Source organism: Enterobacter nematophilus (assembly GCF_026344075.1).
GTDB classification, from domain to species: Bacteria; Pseudomonadota; Gammaproteobacteria; order Enterobacterales; family Enterobacteriaceae; genus Enterobacter; species Enterobacter nematophilus.
Window position 1 is genome coordinate 161,529 of record NZ_JAPKNE010000005.1, and the last position, 18,982, is coordinate 180,510.

14 protein-coding genes and 1 tRNA gene are annotated in these 18,982 nt (G+C 57.4%); 6 read left to right on the forward strand and 9 right to left on the reverse strand.

Features of this window, described 5'->3' with window-relative positions; translation table 11 throughout:
- Window positions 1–4 precede the first annotated feature (4 nt).
- Entirely contained in the window at window positions 5–1,069 is a 1,065-nt protein-coding gene (locus OSH03_RS15125; RefSeq protein ID WP_266179481.1) for a hypothetical protein, read from the forward strand.
- Complete coding sequence (locus OSH03_RS15130) at window positions 1,066–1,365, forward strand: DUF6966 domain-containing protein (RefSeq protein WP_266179482.1); 300 nt, start codon at window positions 1,066–1,068, stop codon at window positions 1,363–1,365. The genes OSH03_RS15125 and OSH03_RS15130 overlap by 4 nt, the downstream gene beginning before the upstream one ends.
- A 235-nt stretch (window positions 1,366–1,600) precedes the next feature.
- Here the strand turns inward: OSH03_RS15130 and OSH03_RS15135 are convergent.
- Window positions 1,601–1,695, reverse strand: a tRNA-Sec gene (locus tag OSH03_RS15135).
- 290 nt (window positions 1,696–1,985) lie between these two features.
- On the opposite strand from OSH03_RS15135, the gene OSH03_RS15140 reads away from it, so the two are divergent.
- Together OSH03_RS15140 and yicI are read left to right on the forward strand one after the other, a co-directional pair.
- The gene (locus OSH03_RS15140; RefSeq protein WP_266179483.1) at window positions 1,986–3,377 is read left to right on the forward strand and encodes a glycoside-pentoside-hexuronide family transporter; all 1,392 of its coding nucleotides are present in this window, start codon (window positions 1,986–1,988) and stop codon (window positions 3,375–3,377) included.
- A gap of 12 nt (window positions 3,378–3,389) precedes the next feature.
- Window positions 3,390–5,708, forward strand: a complete 2,319-nt coding sequence (gene yicI, locus OSH03_RS15145; protein ID WP_266179485.1) for an alpha-xylosidase — start codon at window positions 3,390–3,392, stop codon at window positions 5,706–5,708.
- 60 nt (window positions 5,709–5,768) lie between these two features.
- Here the strand turns inward: yicI and OSH03_RS15150 are convergent, their stop codons facing one another.
- Window positions 5,769–7,472: an AsmA family protein gene (locus tag OSH03_RS15150; RefSeq protein WP_266179486.1), complete on the reverse strand. Its 1,704-nt coding sequence runs from the start codon at window positions 7,470–7,472 to the stop codon at window positions 5,769–5,771.
- A 119-nt stretch (window positions 7,473–7,591) separates the two neighbouring features.
- Window positions 7,592–8,983, reverse strand: coding sequence for a xanthine/proton symporter XanP (gene xanP, locus OSH03_RS15155; protein ID WP_014830139.1), 1,392 nt, complete (start codon window positions 8,981–8,983; stop codon window positions 7,592–7,594).
- A gap of 225 nt (window positions 8,984–9,208) precedes the next feature.
- On the opposite strand from xanP, the gene gltS reads away from it, so the two are divergent.
- The gene (gene gltS, locus OSH03_RS15160) at window positions 9,209–10,411 is read left to right on the forward strand and encodes a sodium/glutamate symporter (protein ID WP_061096645.1); all 1,203 of its coding nucleotides are present in this window, start codon (window positions 9,209–9,211) and stop codon (window positions 10,409–10,411) included.
- A 2-nt stretch (window positions 10,412–10,413) separates the two neighbouring features.
- On the opposite strand, the gene recG is transcribed toward gltS, so the two are convergent.
- The 5 genes from recG to gmk are packed head-to-tail and all read right to left on the reverse strand — an operon-like array spanning window position 10,414 to window position 16,280.
- On the reverse strand, window positions 10,414–12,495 hold the full coding sequence (recG, locus tag OSH03_RS15165) for an ATP-dependent DNA helicase RecG (RefSeq protein WP_266179487.1): 2,082 nt from the start codon (window positions 12,493–12,495) through the stop codon (window positions 10,414–10,416).
- Window positions 12,496–12,498: 3 nt separating this feature from the next.
- Window positions 12,499–13,188 carry a tRNA (guanosine(18)-2'-O)-methyltransferase TrmH gene (trmH, locus tag OSH03_RS15170; RefSeq protein WP_061096643.1) on the reverse strand — a complete coding sequence of 230 codons (690 nt, stop codon included), beginning with the start codon at window positions 13,186–13,188 and terminating at the stop codon, window positions 12,499–12,501.
- A 4-nt stretch (window positions 13,189–13,192) separates the two neighbouring features.
- A complete protein-coding gene (spoT, locus tag OSH03_RS15175) occupies window positions 13,193–15,307 on the reverse strand; it encodes a bifunctional GTP diphosphokinase/guanosine-3',5'-bis pyrophosphate 3'-pyrophosphohydrolase (RefSeq protein ID WP_151412660.1) in 2,115 nt (704 codons plus the stop codon).
- A 19-nt stretch (window positions 15,308–15,326) separates the two neighbouring features.
- Window positions 15,327–15,602: a DNA-directed RNA polymerase subunit omega gene (gene rpoZ, locus OSH03_RS15180; protein WP_000135058.1), complete on the reverse strand. Its 276-nt coding sequence runs from the start codon at window positions 15,600–15,602 to the stop codon at window positions 15,327–15,329.
- A gap of 54 nt (window positions 15,603–15,656) precedes the next feature.
- Window positions 15,657–16,280, reverse strand: a complete 624-nt coding sequence (gene gmk / locus OSH03_RS15185) for a guanylate kinase (RefSeq protein ID WP_010426438.1) — start codon at window positions 16,278–16,280, stop codon at window positions 15,657–15,659.
- Between the two features lie 251 nt (window positions 16,281–16,531).
- Between gmk and ligB the strand changes: the two genes are divergently transcribed.
- A complete protein-coding gene (gene ligB, locus OSH03_RS15190; RefSeq protein WP_266179488.1) occupies window positions 16,532–18,202 on the forward strand; it encodes an NAD-dependent DNA ligase LigB in 1,671 nt (556 codons plus the stop codon).
- A 2-nt stretch (window positions 18,203–18,204) separates the two neighbouring features.
- On the opposite strand, the gene OSH03_RS15195 is transcribed toward ligB, so the two are convergent.
- Window positions 18,205–18,822, reverse strand: a complete 618-nt coding sequence (locus OSH03_RS15195; RefSeq protein WP_061096641.1) for a trimeric intracellular cation channel family protein — start codon at window positions 18,820–18,822, stop codon at window positions 18,205–18,207.
- Window positions 18,823–18,982 lie beyond the last annotated feature (160 nt).

Sequence of the window (18,982 nt, forward strand, 5' to 3'; positions counted from 1 at the left end):
CACTATGCTTCATCACAGCCAGGCCATGTCACTGGACGACATCTACCTTGAGGACATTCCTCACATTATCCACCCGGACACTGCGGCAGGATATCTCGCAGAAACTGCACTGCCCAATCGCATCATCCAGGAGTGGAATTTACCGCAGGGCTACACCCGGTTTTTCAGCCGCTATCAACCGTTTCACTGGCAGCATCCATGGATGGCATACCGTGACACTCTTGCCGACATCAAATCCGGGAAACTCGTTCTGCTGAGAAAAGGCATAACCGGACATGCTATTTCGGGCGTGCTGACGACATCCGGTGATCTTCGTAACGATCTGCCCCTTTTCCTTCATAACCGGCTTAGCCATCTCTTGTCCCGGCAGCTGAGACGCCCGAGATATCACGCCCGCCAGGCGGCACCTGCGCAGCATGCTCAGGCTGCAAAAACCATCAACAGCAAAGCTGCAGGTCGGTTGTTGGCCGCAGGCGGGATCTATAATGGCAATATTGAGGGATTCCATCAGACCGCACAGCAGCTCGGTGGCGATGCGCCAGCGGGTTACAATCAGGTAATGGACAATAAAGGGCTGCTCATTGCTGGTGCTTCTGTTGCTGCGGGTCTTGGCCTTGGCAGACTGGGGGCGGCGAGTGAACTTAACAATCTCCATGTTCTGGGAAAAGTCGAGGGGGAATACTCGATGATAAAGCCCGGACCGTTACCTAAGGAGCTAGCAGAAACCTTTTCCAGTGGTACATACAAAGAGATCACTCTATCAACAGATACGAGTTTTTATAGAGGGGGTATTGAGGGACGACCATTAGGTCAGTTTTTCGGATATGAACGACCTCAAGGAGTGCTCCAAACCAGGATAGATAAGGCTCTGCTACCCAAATGGCCTAATGGAAGTGAATCCCCTCTTGATAGCTATCACGAGATCCAAATACCCGCAGGAACGAAAGTATATGTTGGAGAAGTAGGTTATCAAACAGACCTTTTTTCCGGTGGCTCTGAGCAAGTTGTTGTACCTACACCGTGGAAAATACCCGGCGTTAAGATACTTGGAAGTGGTGGTTTGAAATGAAAAATGAAATAAAGAAAACAGTAACCGACATCATTAAAATACTATCCTTAAATGAGGAGGACTCATGGGCAAAAACATTTGCAAAACTGGCCATCGAGCTCGATGTGGATTGTGAATCATCCATTTACTCATTGAAAAAACTCTACGGCGGGATGGGATCATTTAACGATATTGTCCTCCATAAAAATGGAATACCTCTAATTCGAGAAAATGATGAGTTAGATTATTTGAGACACAAACTCTACAAGCAACTTGACCATGCAATCGGCTTGTTAAAAGCAGGTGATTTACCATAACGTCTTTACCAGCAGCGCCAGTGAGGTACTGGCGACGCTTACGGTGCGAAAGGATAAATCGGCTATGCATTAACCCGGAAAAGGACCGGAAACTCGCTCGGTAAAATTTATTCGATGCATGACTGAATATGAAAATCAATATTATCAACGGCACAGAAGTGTCTAGATTATCCGTGGCGATTTATTCAGTAATTACTAGAGGTTGTTGAATTAAGGAGAGTAAGAGAGACATTTTTGGCGGAAGATCACAGGAGTCGAACCTGCCCGGGAACGCTGGCGCCCCCAACTGGATTTGAAGTCCAGCCACCTCACCGGAGATGACGATCTTCCGCGCCTGCATTGCTACATGGAGGCGGGGCGCATTATAGCTACTTTCAGGCATTTACCACATCCCCCCGCACACTTTTTTCACCTCTCTTTTGACCTGTACACCCCTGTTTCAGTTAATTCTTAAGAAAATCCTCAGGTTAGCCTTTCGTGCTCTCCGACATTTACCGCGATCACAAAAAACAAGAAACGTAATCTGCTAACCAGAAAACGCAATACCCGCCTTTGAAACAATGGTTTAAAACCAATGCAACCGGTCTCAGCGCCCCCTACAGCGTGAAGGATAAAAAAAGATGAGCGAAGTATTGTCTGTAAAAGAGAAGATTGGCTACGGCATGGGAGACGCCGCCAGCCACATCATTTTTGATAACGTCATGTTATACATGATGTTTTTCTACACCGATATTTTCGGCATTCCCGCCGGGTTTGTCGGCACCATGTTCCTGCTGGCGCGCGCGCTGGATGCGATCTCCGACCCGTGCATGGGGCTGATTGCCGACCGCACCCGCAGCCGCTGGGGCAAGTTCCGTCCGTGGATTTTGTTCGGCGCCATCCCGTTCGGCATCGTCTGCGTGCTGGCCTACACCACGCCGGACCTTAGCCTCAACGGCAAAATGGTTTACGCCGCGGTGACCTACACGCTGCTGACCCTGCTCTATACCGTGGTCAACATCCCCTACTGCGCGCTGGGCGGCGTGATCACCAACGACCCGACGCAGCGTATCTCCCTTCAGTCCTGGCGCTTCGTGCTGGCGACGGCGGGCGGCATGCTCTCCACGGTGCTGATGATGCCGCTGGTGAACCTGATTGGCGGCGACGATAAGGCATTCGGCTTCCAGGGCGGGATCGCCGTGCTGTCGGTGGTCGCGTTCCTGATGCTGGCGTTCTGCTTCTTCACCACCAAAGAGCGCATCCAGGTGCCGCCGAGCACCACCTCCATGCGGGAAGATCTGCGTGATATCTGGCAAAACGACCAGTGGCGCATCGTCGGCGTGCTCACCATCCTCAACATCCTCGCCGTCTGCGTGCGCGGCGGCGCGATGATGTACTACTGCACCTGGATCATGGGCTCGCCGGAGGTGTTCGTCGCCTTCCTCACCACCTACTGCGTCGGCAACCTGATCGGCTCCGCGCTGGCGAAACCGCTCACCGACTGGAAGTGCAAGGTCAGCATCTTCTGGTGGACCAACGCCGCGCTGGCGGTGGTCAGCGTGGCGATGTTCTTCGTGCCGATGCACGCCACCGTGCTGATGTTCGCCTTTATCTTCGTCATCGGCGTGCTGCACCAGCTGGTGACGCCGATTCAGTGGGTGATGATGTCCGATACCGTCGACTACGGCGAATGGACCAACGGCAAGCGCCTGACCGGGATCAGCTTTGCGGGCACGCTGTTCGTGCTGAAGCTCGGCCTGGCGCTGGGCGGAGCGATGATCGGCTGGATGCTGGCAGGCGGCGGCTACGACGCGGCAGCCAAAACCCAGAACAGCGCGACCATCAGCATCATCATCGGCCTGTTTACCCTGGCCCCGGCGGTCTGCTACGTGCTGAGCGCCATTATCGCCAAACGCTACTACACGCTGAAAACCCCCTTCCTGACCAAAATCCTGGGCGAGCTGGCGCAGGGCGCACGCCGCAATCAGCAGGAGTTTGAAAACCTGCCGGTCAGCAAAGAATTGCAGAACTAAGAGGACGAAAGCATGAAAATCAGTGATGGAAACTGGCTCATTCAACCGGGCCTGAACGTGACGTATCCGGTTCAGGTGTTCGACGTGGAGCAGCAGGGCAACGATCTGGTGGTGTATGTTGCGCCGCGCGACGTGCGCGAACGCACCTGGCAGCTTGACACGTTGATGTTCACGGTGCGCCTGTTTTCCCCGCAGGAAGGCATAGTTGGGGTGCGCATCGAGCACTTCCAGGGCGCGCTGAATAACGGCCCGCACTATCCGCTGAACGTTCTGAAGGATGTAAAGGTTGAGATTGAAAACAACGCCGATTTTGCCGAGCTGAAAAGCGGCAGCGTCAGCGTGCGCGTCACCAAAGGCGAGTTCTGGGCGCTGGATTTCCTGCGCAACGGCCAGCGCATTACCGGCAGCCAGCTGAAAAACAACGGCTACGTACAGGACAGCAATACCGATCGCAATTACGTATTCGAGCGGCTGGATCTCGGCGTGGGGGAAACGGTCTACGGCCTGGGCGAGCGCTTTACCGCGCTGGTGCGCAACGGCCAGACGGTCGAGACCTGGAACCGCGACGGGGGCACCAGCACCGAGCAGTCTTACAAAAATATCCCGTTCTATCTGACCAACCGCGGCTACGGCGTGCTGGTGAATCACCCGGAAAACGTCTCGTTTGAAGTGGGCTCCGAAAAGGTCTCCAAGGTGCAGTTCAGCGTGGAAGGGGAGTATCTCGAGTACTTCGTGATCGACGGCCCGACGCCGAAAGAGGTGCTCAACCGCTATACGCAGTTCACCGGGCGTCCGGCGCTGCCGCCTGCCTGGTCGTTCGGCCTGTGGCTTACCACCTCGTTCACCACCAACTATGACGAAGCGACGGTAAACAGCTTTATCGACGGCATGGCCGAGCGCGACCTGCCGCTGCACGTGTTCCACTTCGACTGCTTCTGGATGAAGGCCTTCCAGTGGTGCGACTTCGAGTGGGACCCGGTGACCTTCCCGGACCCGGAAGGAATGATCCGCCGCCTGAAAGAGAAAGGGCTCAAAGTCTGCGTGTGGATTAACCCGTACATCGGCCAGAAATCCCCGATCTTCCAGGAGCTGAAAGAGAAGGGCTACCTGCTCAAGCGCCCGGATGGCTCCCTGTGGCAGTGGGACAAATGGCAGCCGGGCCTGGCGATTTACGACTTCACCAATCCGGACGCGTGCCGGTGGTATGCCGACAAGCTGAAAGGCCTGGTGGCGATGGGCGTCGACTGCTTCAAGACCGACTTCGGCGAGCGTATCCCGACGGACGTGCAGTGGTTTGACGGGTCCGATCCGCAGAAGATGCACAACCACTACGCCTACATCTACAACGAACTGGTGTGGAACGTGCTGAAAGAGACGGTGGGGGAAGAAGAGGCGGTGCTGTTTGCCCGTTCGGCGTCCGTCGGCGCGCAGCAGTTCCCGGTGCACTGGGGCGGCGACTGCTACGCCAACTACGAATCGATGGCCGAAAGCCTGCGCGGCGGGCTGTCGATTGGCCTGTCCGGCTTCGGGTTCTGGAGCCACGATATCGGCGGATTTGAAAACACCGCTCCGGCGCACGTCTACAAGCGCTGGTGCGCGTTCGGGCTGTTCTCCAGCCACAGCCGCCTGCACGGCAGCAAATCCTACCGCGTGCCGTGGGCGTACGATGACGAGTCCTGCGACGTGGTGCGCCACTTCACGCAGCTGAAGTGCCAGCTGATGCCGTACCTGTACCATCAGGCGGCGCTGGCCCGCGAGTTTGGCACGCCGATGCTGCGTGCGATGATGCTGGAGTTCCCGGACGATCCGGCGTGCGATTACCTCGACCGACAGTACATGCTGGGGGATTCGGTGATGGTCGCGCCGGTGTTCTCCGAGGCGGGCGACGTGCAGTTCTACCTGCCGGAAGGCCGCTGGACGCACCTGTGGCACAACGACGAAATTCAGGGCAGCCGCTGGCATAAGCAGCGGCATGATTTCATGAGCCTGCCGGTCTACGTGCGCGATAACACCCTGCTGGCGCTGGGCAGCAACAACCAGAAGCCGGACTACGCGTGGAACGAGGGGACGGCCTTCCAGCTGTTTAACCTGGACGACGGCGCAACGGCGGTGAGCGAAGTGCCTGCGGCGGATGGTTCTGTGGTGTTTACGCTGAAGGCGTCACGTCAGGGCGACATTGTGATCTTTACCGGCGCGGGAGACGCGCAAAACTGGTCGGTATGCTTGCGCAACGTCCAGAAGGTGAGCGGCGTCAAGGGCGGCTCGCACGCGGGCAGCGAGTGGGGCGTAGTGGTGAAAGCCGAGGGGGATGAGGTGGTGGTTCACCTTTAATTCCCCTCACCCTAACCCTCTCCCCAAAGGGGCGAGGGAACGGTTTACTCCCTCTCCCTTTCAGGGAGAGGGCTGGGGTGAGGGTGGTGTCGACACCACGCCGCCCGTCATCGTCTGCTGCACCTGCTGTTTATCCATATTCACCGCGTTCAGCTTGCCGTTCACCGTCGGCTTAAGCGGGGCATTCGCCTGGACGCTGCCGCTGGCGGTCATCTGAATATTGCCGTCGCCCGTAATCGGTAACGCAGGCCAGCCCCACTGCTGCAGCACGTTGAGCGGTACGCCGCGCCCGTTCAGGCTCACCGTGGTCTGCCGCTGCGGCAGCTGTGAAACCGTCGCCGTGGCTTCCAGAATCCCTTTCTCGGTAAAGGCGCTCAGGTCGGTAATGTTCACCGTGGCGGCGTTAGCATTCAGCGCCAGCGACGGCCGGCGCACGTCCAGGCGGTTAAAGGTCGCCGCCGCGCCGTTTAATGTTGCGCTGCCGCCCCAGACGCCCCACTGGCGATCTTTCGCCAGCTGCAGGTTTGCGCCATAGCCGTCCAGAGAGGTGATCTGCCACGGGAAAGCGGGATCGATGTCGATCACCAGGTTGCGGCTCAGGCCGAATTTTTGCAGCGTGACGCTGTTCAGCCACTCCGGCAGCGGTTCCATCCACAGCGTTTTCCAGTTCTGCGGCAGGGTGTATTCCAGCCCGGCGATGGCAACATCGTCCAGCACCAGCGCTTTACCGTCGCGCAGCCAGTTGCCGGACGTGCGCACCATGCCGCCTTCCCAGCGGGAGGTGAACTGACGCAGCGCTATGCCCTGCGGGGAAAACTCCGCATTCAGGATCGGGTCAAACAGATGCAGCGAGCCGTAGATAAACTCGCTGGCGTTCATGGACAGGCGGCCTTCCTGGCTCTGCCAGTCGCCTTTGCTTAACGTCAGGTTGCGCAGGCTTAAGTCGAGATCGGTCACCGCCCAGTCCGGGCCCTGCAGGCGGGCGTCGGTGACTTCCAGACGGCCAATCTGTAAAGAGGGAATGGTGGCCAGCGGCGCGAAGAACGCCTTCAGCGTTTTGTCGCTCTGTAGGCGGATCTCGTTCAGGCGCATGGTGTCGATAATCCAGCTTCCGTCGGCGTTGCGCAGGGCGGAGCCGGTGAGCGAGCCACGGGCCATATCGGCACCAATGGTGTTCAGCACTACCTCCTTGCCGTTCAGCTGGCCTTCGATCAGCACGTTGGTGGCCGGTACGCCGTTAAGAGTGAGCGAGCCCGCGCTCATCTGTATCTGCGCGTTTTTACCCAGCACGTTGCCCGCTTCCGGCTGCCATGGGCTGACGCCGCCCGTGACCTTTTGCGCGCTCAGATCCCATTCGGTATTCGGGCTGTTAAAGGCCATATTGTTCAGCTGCAGACGATCGGCCTGGAAGGGCAGCGGCGCCGTTTGAGGCGAGAGATTCAGCGTACCGTCGAACAGGGTGATGGTGCCCATATGCAGCGGATCGGTGATCTGACGGCTGCTCAGGCCAATATCGACTTTTTTGGCAACTAATGTGGCGGGTTTACCGTCCCGTCCAAAGGTGACATTTTCCAGAATGAGGTGGGAAGGCGACGAAAAGCGGTGATTCATCTTATCGAAACTGAGTTCGTAGTCGGTATTCACCGTTATCCAGCTGCTGACCTGAGCCGCGCCCCAGCGGGTCTGGAGCAAAATATAGAACGCCAGCAGCACAATAAGCAGGGCTACCAGAAGATAGACGAGTAGCTTTCCAATAAATTTCATGGTCTTCCATCCCGCAAAACGAACATAAGGGAGTTATGCACGATTTATGCGCAATGCTCAAGGCGGGAATGGTGTAATTAGATGTCACGGCAGGCATTGACTGCCTGCCGTGAGGGGGATCAGTTCTTCTCAGGCGGGAAAACGAGGTTCAGCACGATAGCGGTGATACCGCCGGCGGCAATGCCGGAAGAGAGCAGGTTTTTCACCCAGTCAGGCGCAAACTGCAGGATCAGCGGCTGCTGGGAAACGCCCAGACCGACGGCCAGCGACAGCGCGATAATCATGATCGCGCGGCGGTTCAGCGGCTCGCGAGAGACGATACGCACGCCGGAGGCCGCGATAGTCCCGAACATCACCAGCGTTGCGCCGCCCAGCACCGGCTCAGGGATGTGCTGCACAAAGCCGCTCACCGCCGGGAACAGGCCGAGGACGATCAGCATCAGCGCCACCACGAAACCAACGTAGCGGCTGGCCACGCCGGTCAGCTGGATCACGCCGTTGTTCTGGCCGAAGCAGGAGTTCGGAAAGGTGTTGAATACCGCAGAGACAAACGAGTTCAGGCCGTTCGCCAGCACGCCGCCTTTCAGGCGCTTCATGTACAGCGGGCCGGACACCGGCTGCTCGGAGACGTCGGAGGTGGCTGTGATATCACCGATGGTTTCCAGAGAGGTGATCATAAAGACCAGCATCAGCGGCAGGAGCAGGCCCCAGTCAATGCCCAGGCCGTAGTAAAGCGGCGTTGGGACGGTGATCAGCGCGCTGTTGGTCGGCGCGGTGTTCTCCGGCAGCATGCCCAGCGCCCACGCCAGCAGATAGCCCGCCGCCATGGCGATCACCAGCGAGGCCACGCGCAGGTAAGGGTTACGCTGACGGTTAAGCAGAATGATGATCGCCAGCACCACGCCCGCCAGCAGCAGGTTTTTCGGCGCGCCGAAGGTGTGGTCGCTCATTGCCGCGTAGCCGCCGCCGATGGAGGTGAGGCCCACCTGAATCAGCGACAGGCCGATAATCATAACGACGACGCCGGAAACCAGCGGGGTGATCACGCGGCGAGCCAGGTGCAGCACGCGGGAGATGACCATCTCCGTGCAGCTTGCCAGCATCAGCGTGCCGAACAGCGCTGCCATCATCGTCGGGACATCTGCGCCGCCGGTTTTCAGCGCCGTACCGCCCATGATCAGCGGCGCCACGAAGTTAAAGCTGGTGCCCTGAATTGACAATAATCCAGAGCCCACCGGACCCCAGGCTTTAATTTGAATAATGGAGGCCACGCCGGAGGCGAACAGAGACATACTGATAATGTGCTGCGTGTCCTGAGCCGGTAATCCGAGCGCCTGGCAAATCAGCAGCGCCGGGGTGATTACCGCAACAAACATTGCGAGAAGATGCTGGCAGGCGGCGAAAAGCGTCTGCGGCAGCGGCGGGCGGTCTTCAAGGCGGTAAATCAGTTCGCTATTTTGCTTCTGCGCAATCGGTTGCGCATCGGGCGACTCTATGCTGTTAACGGACATCGGCGGCAATCCCACGGTGGAAAAGCGGGCATTTTATCTGACCATCTGGTAAAAGCAAACGATTGCCAACAAAAAAAAGGAAGAAAATCTGCCGATGTGAGCAGGTTTTTTACAACCCATCGGAAAAAAAAATTACACTTTTTGCGCCGGGGGCTCATGACGAGCGCAACCCGGCCCAGGATAACGCCGCGTGTGTATGGAACACGCGCATAACAGGAGCCTTTTATGATTCATCTCGATACGTTGTCGACCCTTGTTGCCGCAACGCTGGTTCTTCTGCTTGGTCGCAAGCTGGTCCACAGCGTTTCCTTTCTGAAAAAATACACTATTCCTGAACCTGTCGCCGGCGGTCTGCTGGTGGCGCTGGCCCTGCTGATACTGAAAAAAAGCATGGGCTGGGAAATTGATTTTGATATGTCCCTGAAAGACCCGCTGATGCTGGCTTTCTTTGCCACCATCGGCCTGAACGCCAACCTGGCAAGCCTGCGCTCGGGTGGTAAGGTGCTCGGCGTGTTTCTGATTGTGGTGGTGGGGCTGTTGCTGATGCAAAACGCCATCGGCATCGGCATGGCAACGCTGCTGGGGCTGGATCCGCTGATGGGTCTGCTGGCGGGGTCAATTACCCTTTCGGGCGGTCACGGTACCGGCGCGGCGTGGAGCAAGCTGTTCATCGAACGCTACGGGTTTGAAAACGCGACGGAAGTGGCGATGGCCTGCGCGACCTTTGGCCTGGTGCTGGGTGGCCTGATTGGCGGCCCGGTAGCGCGTTATCTGGTGAAGCACTCCACCACGCCGAACGGCAGACCGGACGATGAAATGGTGCCGACCGCGTTCGAAAAGCCGGACGTTGGCCGCAGCATCACCTCACTGGTGATGATTGAAACCATCGCGATGATTGCCATCTGCCTGACCGTAGGCAAAGTGGTTGCGCAATGGCTGGCGGGCACTGCATTTGAACTGCCAACGTTCGTCTGCGTGCTGTTTATCGGGGTGATCCTGAGCAACGGTCTGGCGCTGATGGGCTTTTACCGCGTGTTTGACCGCGCGGTATCGGTGCTCGGCAACGTCTGCCTGTCGCTGTTCCTGGCGATGGCGCTGATGAGCCTGAAACTGTGGGAGCTGGCCTCGCTGGCGCTGCCGATGGTGGCGATTCTGGCGGTGCAGGCGCTGTTTATGGCGCTGTACGCCATGTTCGTGACCTGGCGCATGATGGGGAAAAACTATGATGCGGCGGTGCTGGCGGCGGGTCACTGCGGGTTTGGTCTGGGGGCTACCCCAACGGCTATCGCCAACATGCAGGCGATCACCGAACGGTTCGGGCCATCGCATATGGCGTTTCTGGTGGTCCCGATGGTTGGCGCATTCTTCATTGATATCGTCAACGCGCTGGTGATCAAGCTGTACCTGATGCTGCCGATGTTTGCCTGAGATCAGGCGTTGGAATACCGTTCGGTTTCCGGCATCCAGCGCTCAATTAACGCTGCCGCCTGTTCGGGGTAGCGTTCATGAATATGGCGCGCAAGGCGCTGAACTTCGGGGATCATGGCCTGATCGCGCAATAAGTCCGCCACTTTGAATTCCGCATTTCCCGTCTGGCGCGTGCCCAGCAGTTCGCCCGGGCCGCGTATCTCCAGGTCTTTTTGCGCAATCACAAAGCCGTCGTTGCTGTCGCGCAGCACCTGCAGCCGCATCTGGGCGGTTTTTGAAAGCGGTGCTTTGTAAAGCAGCACGCAGTGCGACGCTACCGCGGCGCGGCCGACGCGCCCGCGCAGCTGGTGGAGCTGAGCAAGCCCCAGACGCTCCGGGTTTTCGATGATCATCAGGCTGGAGTTGGGCACGTCAACGCCCACTTCGATGACCGTCGTCGCGACCAGCAAATGCAGCTCCCCCTGTTTGAAGGACTGCATCACCGCTTGCTTCTCGGCGGGCTTCATGCGGCCGTGAACCAGGCCAACGTTCAGCTCGGGCAGCGCCAGCTTGAGCTCTTCCCACGTCGCTTCGGCGGCCTGCGCTTCCAGCAGCTCAGACTCTTCAATCAGGGTACAGACCCAGTAGGCCTGGCGCCCTTCATGGGTACAGGCGTTGCGCACGCGATCGATGATATCGCTGCGGCGCGTATCCGGTATCGCAACCGTTGTCACCGGCGTGCGGCCCGGCGGCAGCTCGTCGATGGTGGAGGTATCCAGATCGGCATAGGCGGTCATCGCCAGGGTACGCGGGATCGGCGTGGCGGTCATGATCAGCTGATGCGGGTGGAAGCCCTGCTGCAGCCCTTTTTCCCACAGCGCCAGACGCTGATGCACGCCAAAGCGGTGCTGTTCGTCGATAATCACCAGCGCAAGGCCGTTAAACTGCACCTGCTCCTGGAAGATAGCGTGCGTGCCGACAATCATCTGCACCTGGCCGCTGGCGATGGCTTCCTGCTGCGCAAGACGCGCTTTGCCTTTTTGCTTCCCGGCAAGCCAGCCCACCTCAATCCCGAGCGGCGCGAACCAGGCGCGGAAATTATTGGCGTGCTGCTCGGCCAGCAGCTCTGTCGGCGCCATCAGGGCGACCTGTTTGCCGTGGGCGATGGCGCGTAACGCGGCCAGGGCGGCAACCAGCGTTTTACCGGAGCCTACGTCGCCCTGCACCAGGCGCATCATCGGCACGTCGAGCGCCATATCGCGTTCGATCTCGGCGGTGACGCGCGCCTGCGCGCCGGTGGGCTTAAAGGGCAGAGAGGCCAGCAGCTTATCTTTGAGCACATCATTCGGGCTTAACGGCTGAGCGTGGAAACGCTGTGCGCCGGCGCGAAGCGCCAGCATGCTCAGGTTATGCGCCAGTAATTCCTCAAGGATAAGACGCCGTTGGGCGGGGTGTTTGCCGCTTTCTAAATCGCTGAGCAGCAGCGTTGGCGGCGGGCGGTGCAGGGTGCGCAGCGCCTCGGGCAGGCTCATCATCCCCTGAGCCAGTTCTGGCGGCAGCAGCTCGGTAATGGCGCAAGTATCGAGCAGTTCAAGGGCCTGATCGGTGAGCTTACGCAGCGTCGCCTGCTTAATGCCTTCGGTCGTCGGGTAAACCGGAGTAAGCGTCTCCTGCAGCTCCGGCGTGCTGAGATCGCCCTGCACGCGGTACTCCGGGTGGATCATCTCTGCGCCGTATTTCCCGCGCTTGGCTTCGCCATAGGCCAGCACCCTGCGGCCTGTCGCCAGGCTGTTTTTCATCGCCGCGCTGAAGTTGAAAAAACGCATGGTGAGGATGCCGGTGCCGTCGCTGATCTGACAGGTCATCATCCGGCGTCCGCCGAAAGTGATATTGCAGTTCAGGACTTCGCCTTCAACGGTGGCGTAAATGGCGGGAAGCAGATCGCCAATCTTGTAGAGCTGGGTGCGGTCTTCGTAACGCAGGGGAAGGTGAAGCAGGAGATCCTGCACGGTGTGCAGGCCAATTTTTGCCAGCTTATTGCTTTGCGCCGCGCCCACGCCCGTCAGGCTGTTGAGCGGGATAGCATCCAGCAGGCGGCCTTTCATCGGTTACCCGGCGTACTGCATGGTGGCCCACCACTCGGCATCGGCTTCAATCTCGCCCTGCGCGTTGACGTGGGGGTAAGGCAATTTTTTCTGCTTCGCAACGCGTGCCAGCACCGGATAGCCTCCTTCAAACAGCAGGCGCTGCTGTTCCTCTTCCGGCAGCATGCTGTTGCTGCGCTCGTACATCCCGGCGTTCTGACGCTGGCGCTGCGCTTCATACAGAATGAGCGCGGACGCCACGGAGACGTTAAGGGACTGAACCATGCCGATCATCGGAATGATGATGTCCCGATCCGCCAGATCCAGCGCTTCCTGGGAGATCCCGGTTTTCTCCTGCCCCATCAAAATGCAGGTCGGGCGGGTGTAGTCGATCTCGCGGAAATCCACGGCTTTTGCGGACAGGTTTGTCGCCAGGATCTGCATCCCGCGTCCTTTCAGATGCGATACGGCATCGCCAATCGTCTGGTGAGATTTGACGGATACCCAGCTGTTACTGCCTGCGGCAGCAGAGACCATGGTTCGCATCCGGTGACCCGGCCAGACGGCGTGCACTTCATGCACGCCGACGGCATCTGCGGTACGGACGATGGCAGAGACGTTATGGGGTTTATGCACCTGCTCCATGCAGACCGTCAAGTCAGGCTGACGTCTGGCGAGCATTTCGCAGATACGGGCATAACGTTGTGAATTCATAAACCTAGTTTCGGTTTCGGGTGACTTTAATCACGTCCGGCATGACGCGGATCTTGCGCATAATGTTCGCCAGGTGCACGCGGTCGCGGGCGGTCAGACGAATAAAGGCGCTATAGACGCGGCCGTCTTTTTCTTCCGTGTTCAGACTTTGAATGTTGGACGAGGCCGTGTTGATGGCTGCCGTCAGGTTCGCCAGGGCACCCTGGTGGTTGAACATATCCACCTTAATTTCAGTGATAAACTCCTGCGCCGTCTCTTTATCCCACTCGACCGCCATAAACTTCTCAGCTTCTTTCTGGTAGCCGCGAATGTTACGACAGGATTCATGGTGGATAACCAGCCCTTTGCCGGGGCTGACGTGCGCAATAATCGGGTCGCCAGGGATTGGACGGCAACATTTTGCGAAGGTGATCAGCACCCCGTCCGCGCCTTTAATCGGCAGATGCGCATGGCCGGATGCGCCTGGAGCAGCAGGCGTCGCTTCACCCTGCTGCAGGTTTTTCGCTACTACAACGCTCATCGCGTTACCCAGACCAATTTCCGCCAGAAGATCGTCCAGAGACGTGAGCTTCATACGGTCAAGTTCACGCTGGATATGCTCCGGTGGGATCTCAGCCAGCTTGCGGCTGCCGCCCAGCGCGTGGTTGAGCAGACGACGCCCCAGGCTGACAGAGTCATCGCGCTTGAGGTTTTTCAACAGCTGACGAATTTTGGCGCGCGCTTTGGAACTCACGACAAAGTTCAGCCAGGCCGCGTTCGGACGTGCGCCCGGCGCGGTAATAATTTCGACCGTCTGGCCGCTGGAGAGCGGCTGTGACAGCGGATAAGGCTGTCTGTCGACGCGTGCGCCCACGCAGGCATGCCCGATATCGGTATGCACGGCGTAGGCGAAGTCGACCGGCGTTGCGCCCGCAGGCAGTTCGACAATGCGGCCTTCTGGGGTGAAAACGTAAATCTCATCCGGGAAGAGATCGGATTTAACGCTCTCGATAAATTCGAACGAGCTACCCGCACTCTGCTGAAGCTCCAGCAGGCTCTGCATCCAGCGCTGGGCGCGGATTTGTGCGGTCGTGCTGCTTTCGCCACCGTGCTCTTTGTAAGCCCAGTGTGCGGCAACCCCCATCTCTGCCATCTGGTCCATGTCTTCGGTGCGGATCTGCACTTCAACAGGCACGCCGTGCGGACCGATCATCGAGGTATGCAAAGATTGATAGCCGTTCGCTTTCGGAATGGCGATGTAATCTTTCATGCGCCCCGGACGCGGCTTGTAGAGGCTGTGCATCTGCCCCAGCACGCGATAACAGGTGTCCGAGTCATGGACGATCACGCGGAACGCGTAAATATCCATGATCGAGTGAAAACGCTGCTCTTTGAGCACCATTTTGCAGTAGATGGAGTACAGATGTTTTTCGCGACCGCTGACGCGGCACGGAATTCCCGCTTCCTGCAACCGCCCTTCAATTTCAGAGAGGATCTTTTGAATCATCTCTTTACGGTTACCGCGCGCGGCTTTCACCACCTCTTTAATCACGCGATAGCGGTTCGGGTACAACGCTTCAAAGCCCAGCTCTTCCAGCTCGGTTTTAATGTGGTGGATACCTAAACGGTGCGCCAGCGGACTGTAAATTTCGAGGGTTTCACGGGCAATGCGGCGACGTTTATCCGGGCGAAGTGAGCCCAGCGTGCGCATGTTGTGGGTACGGTCAGCGAGTTTGATGAGAATGACGCGGATATCCTGCACCATCGCCATAATCATCTTGCGAAAGTTTTCGGCTTGCGCCTCTTTCTTATCGCGGAATTTAAGCTTATCAAGCTTAGAGACCCCTTCCACCAGCTCGGCAACGCTTTTGCCAAACAGCTGTTCCATATCCTGGTAGGTGGCAGGGGTATCTTCGATCACGTCGTGCAGCAGGGCGGCCATCAGCGTTTCGTAGTCGAGTTTCATCTCGGCCAGAATACAGGCTACCGCAACCGGGTGCGTGATGTAGGGTTCACCGCTTGAACGTGTCTGGCCCTCGTGAGCGTCACGTGCAACGAGATACGCCTGCTGAAGACGCTTAATCTGGTCTTCAGGCAGGTAGGTTTGAATCAGTTGATTCAGGCTTTCAAACAGATACAAGGGCGACCCGCAGGTTTAATTAACGACGACCTTCAGCAATGGCGGTTACGGCCTGCAGTTCTGCGGCTTCCTGCTCTTGCTGCTCCTGGCGCTCACGCACGTCGAGGATCTGGTTGTTGATCAGACCTTCTTCGATTTCGCGAAGTGCAATAACGGTGGTTTTATCGTTTTCTTCCGGTACCAGCGGATCTTTACCGCCTACCTGCATCTGACGAGCGCGACGCGCGGCGACCAGCACCAGGTCAAAACGGTTACCAATTTTCTCTACAGCGTCCTGAACAGTTACGCGTGCCATACTTAAAATGCTCCACAGGTGAAGAAATGACTGGGCATGATACTGAAAGTGGGTTCAGTCTGCCAACAGTTTGGTGATTAATGCGTCATGTCGCTGCTTCTGGCGGCTCATACGCAGTCGTTCTGCGCGAAGAATGGTTTTGAGATCGCTCAGCGCGGCATCAAAATCATCATTCACAATAAGGTAATCATATTCCGCGTAATGGCTCATTTCTGCAACTGCCTGTTCCATACGCTTTGCGATGACTTCTTCACTGTCCTGACCGCGGCCACGCAGGCGGCGATCCAGCTCATCTTTCGACGGCGGTAAAATAAAGATACTGCGCGAGTCAGGCATTTTCTTGCGAATTTGCTGTGCGCCCTGCCAGTCGATGTCGAGGAACACATTCACGCCCGTCGCCAGAACCTGCTCAATGGTTTCACGCGAGGTGCCGTAGTAGTTACCGAACACTTCAGCGTGTTCAAGAAACGCGTCTCTGCCGATCATCGCTCTGAACTCGTCGTGATCCACAAAGAAATAGTGTTCACCGTGCACTTCACCCGGGCGCGGCGCTCGCGTGGTGTGAGAAACAGAAACCTGTGTGTCGTACAACGGTTGGGTTTTTAACAGTGCCTGAATAAGGCTGGATTTACCCGCGCCACTAGGGGCAGAAACAATATAAAGCGTGCCTTGAGCCATGAGAGTCTTTTGTATGTGTTAACGAAGAAGTCCTACATACGGGCTTATTATACACGTCGCCGCAGTGTGACGTAGCCTTTGTCACACTTTTTACCCTGGATTATTGAATTTTGCGTACCGTTTTCAGGTTTTACCTGCGGTTTGCAGCAATAAAAATTAACGCTGGATAGCGCCTCGCAGCGTGAAAGGTTGCTATTAGCGTCGTTTCTCACGCCAGGTTATATCTTCTGCATTGCAAAGGAGGGGTAGCGATGTGGCGATGGATAAGCGGGTTAATGCTGTTGTGGTGTGGTTACGGGGCGGCGGTGTGTCCGGTGTGGTCACAGGCAAAAGCGGAAAAAGAGATTGCGTCATTAAGCGCACAAATCAAACGCTGGGATGAGGCTTACTGGAAGCAGGGGGTGAGCGAGGTTAATGATGAAGTGTATGACCAGCTCAACGGACGTTTAAACCAGTGGCAGCGTTGTTTTGGCAACGATTTTGTTGAGAGCACCCTTCCTGCGCTGGAGGGAAACGTAAAACATCCTGTTGCCCATACGGGGGTACGTAAAGCAGCCAGCAAAGAAGCGCTGGGTCACTGGATGCACGGTCGAAAAAATCTCTGGATGCAGCCAAAAGTCGACGGCGTGGCGGTGACGCTGGTGTATCGCAACGGAAAGCTAGCGCGGGCCATCAGCCGTGGTAATGGGCTAAAAGGCGAGGACTGGACGGCCCGCGTGCGTTTGATCCCGTCCGTGCCTAAGGAGGTATCTGGCGCCCTGGCAAACAGCGTCTTACAGGGGGAGCTTTTCTGGCTACGCGAAAACCACGTCCAGCGGCAGATGGGTGGAATGAATGCACGCGCAAAAGTCGCGGGTGCGATGATGCGACAAAAGGACAACGCGCTTCTGAGCCAGACAGGAATATTTATCTGGGCCTGGCCAGATGGACCGAAAGGAATGGAAAACAGGCTTTCTGAGCTGTCCAGCGCAGGCTTTTCCCTGACGGCACGCTATACGCTGCCCGTACAAACTATTGATGCTGTTGAAAAGCAGCGTTTGGCCTGGCAAAACACGGCATTACCCTTTGCCACGGATGGCATAGTGGTTCGGTCTGCGGAGTCTCCTTCAGGGGAGGGTTGGCTGCCCGGCGAAGGCAACTGGATTATCGCGTGGAAATATTCGCCTGCGGCACAGGTTGCAGAGGTCAGGAATATTCATTTTTCCGTGGGGCGCACGGGCAAAATTTCTGTCGTGGCGGCACTTGAGCCTGTGCAGCTGGACGATAAACAGGTGCAGCGAGTGAGTCTCGGTTCTGTTGGGCGCTGGCAGAGGCTGGATATTGCCCCGGGCGATCAGATCCAGGTCAGCCTGGCCGGGCAGGGTATCCCCTGGTTTGATAAGGTGGTCTGGCGAGGAGCGGACAGACAAAAACCAGAGCCTCCGGCCTCGCGTTATCACTCCCTGAGCTGCTTTTATGCCTCGCCGGAGTGTATGGAACAGTTTTTTGCCCGGCTGACGTGGCTCAGTTCTAAGCAGGTATTCAACATTGAAGGGTTAGGTGAGTCAGGCTGGCGGATGCTCTGGCAGGCGCATCATTTTGAACATCTCTTTTCGTGGCTGCTGTTAACGCAGGAGCAGTTGCAGTCGACGCCGGGGTTTTCCGCAGCGCGCGGACTGGCGCTCTGGCATCGCTTTAATCAGGTGCGTGAGCAGCCTTTTACCCGCTGGATTATGGCGCTGGGTGTTCCGCTGCCGCAGGCGTCGCTGAAGGCGTTGGGGGAGGTGTCCTGGCAGAAGATGAGCGAACGCAGTGAAAAGGCGTGGCAGACCTTACCGGGGATAGGTGAGGAGAAGGCGCGGCAAATCGTTAGCTGGCTGCACGCGCCAGAGATTGATGTGCTGGTCAGGTGGCTTGCCCGGCAGCACATCAACGGGTTCTGAGATTAGTGAGCGCCGTGCTTATAGTGAAAGACGGGCAGCCCGAGCTTCAGACGCAGCGCCAGCATGCGGGCCGTAAAGCCAAACAGCAGCGTGGAGATGACCACCACGTCGTGGTTTGAAACGTAATGCTGCAGGGCAATGTAGAGTACCGCTGCGGCGAAGGAGATGCCGGCGTACAGCTCTTTTTGGAAGACCAAGGGAATGCGTTTGCAGAACATATCGCGCAGCACGCCGCCGAAAACGCCTGTTACCACGGCAGCAATGGTGGCGATAACCGGGCCTTCCCCCATATCGAGCGCGATTTGCGCGCCGATGATGGAAAAGACGATCAGCCCCAGCGCATCAAGCACCAGGAACAGACGGCGAAGATGAGGCATAACGGGTGCCACTATGGTGGTTAATACGGCAGCCGTTGCGACGATAATCACATACTCAGGATGCTTCACCCAGCCGAGCGGGTAATGGCCAAGCAGGATGTCGCGCACGGAACCACCGCCCAGCGCGGTTGCAGTGGCAATAATGATCACGCCGAAGGTGTCCATCCGGCGACGCCCGGCGGCGAGAGCGCCAGTCATGGCTTCTGCGGTGATACCAATGAGATAAAGAATGTGAAGCAGCATATACCCTCCGGTGTGAACGCGGAAAGGTTAGCGATTTGTGCGCAAGATCACGATTGAGATTTTCTAAGGTGATGGGATTTCACCTATAAAATTTAATCAATACACGTTGAATATCTTTGATACTTGGCTGGTGAATTAGAAAAGAGAGGGAAATTCGGAT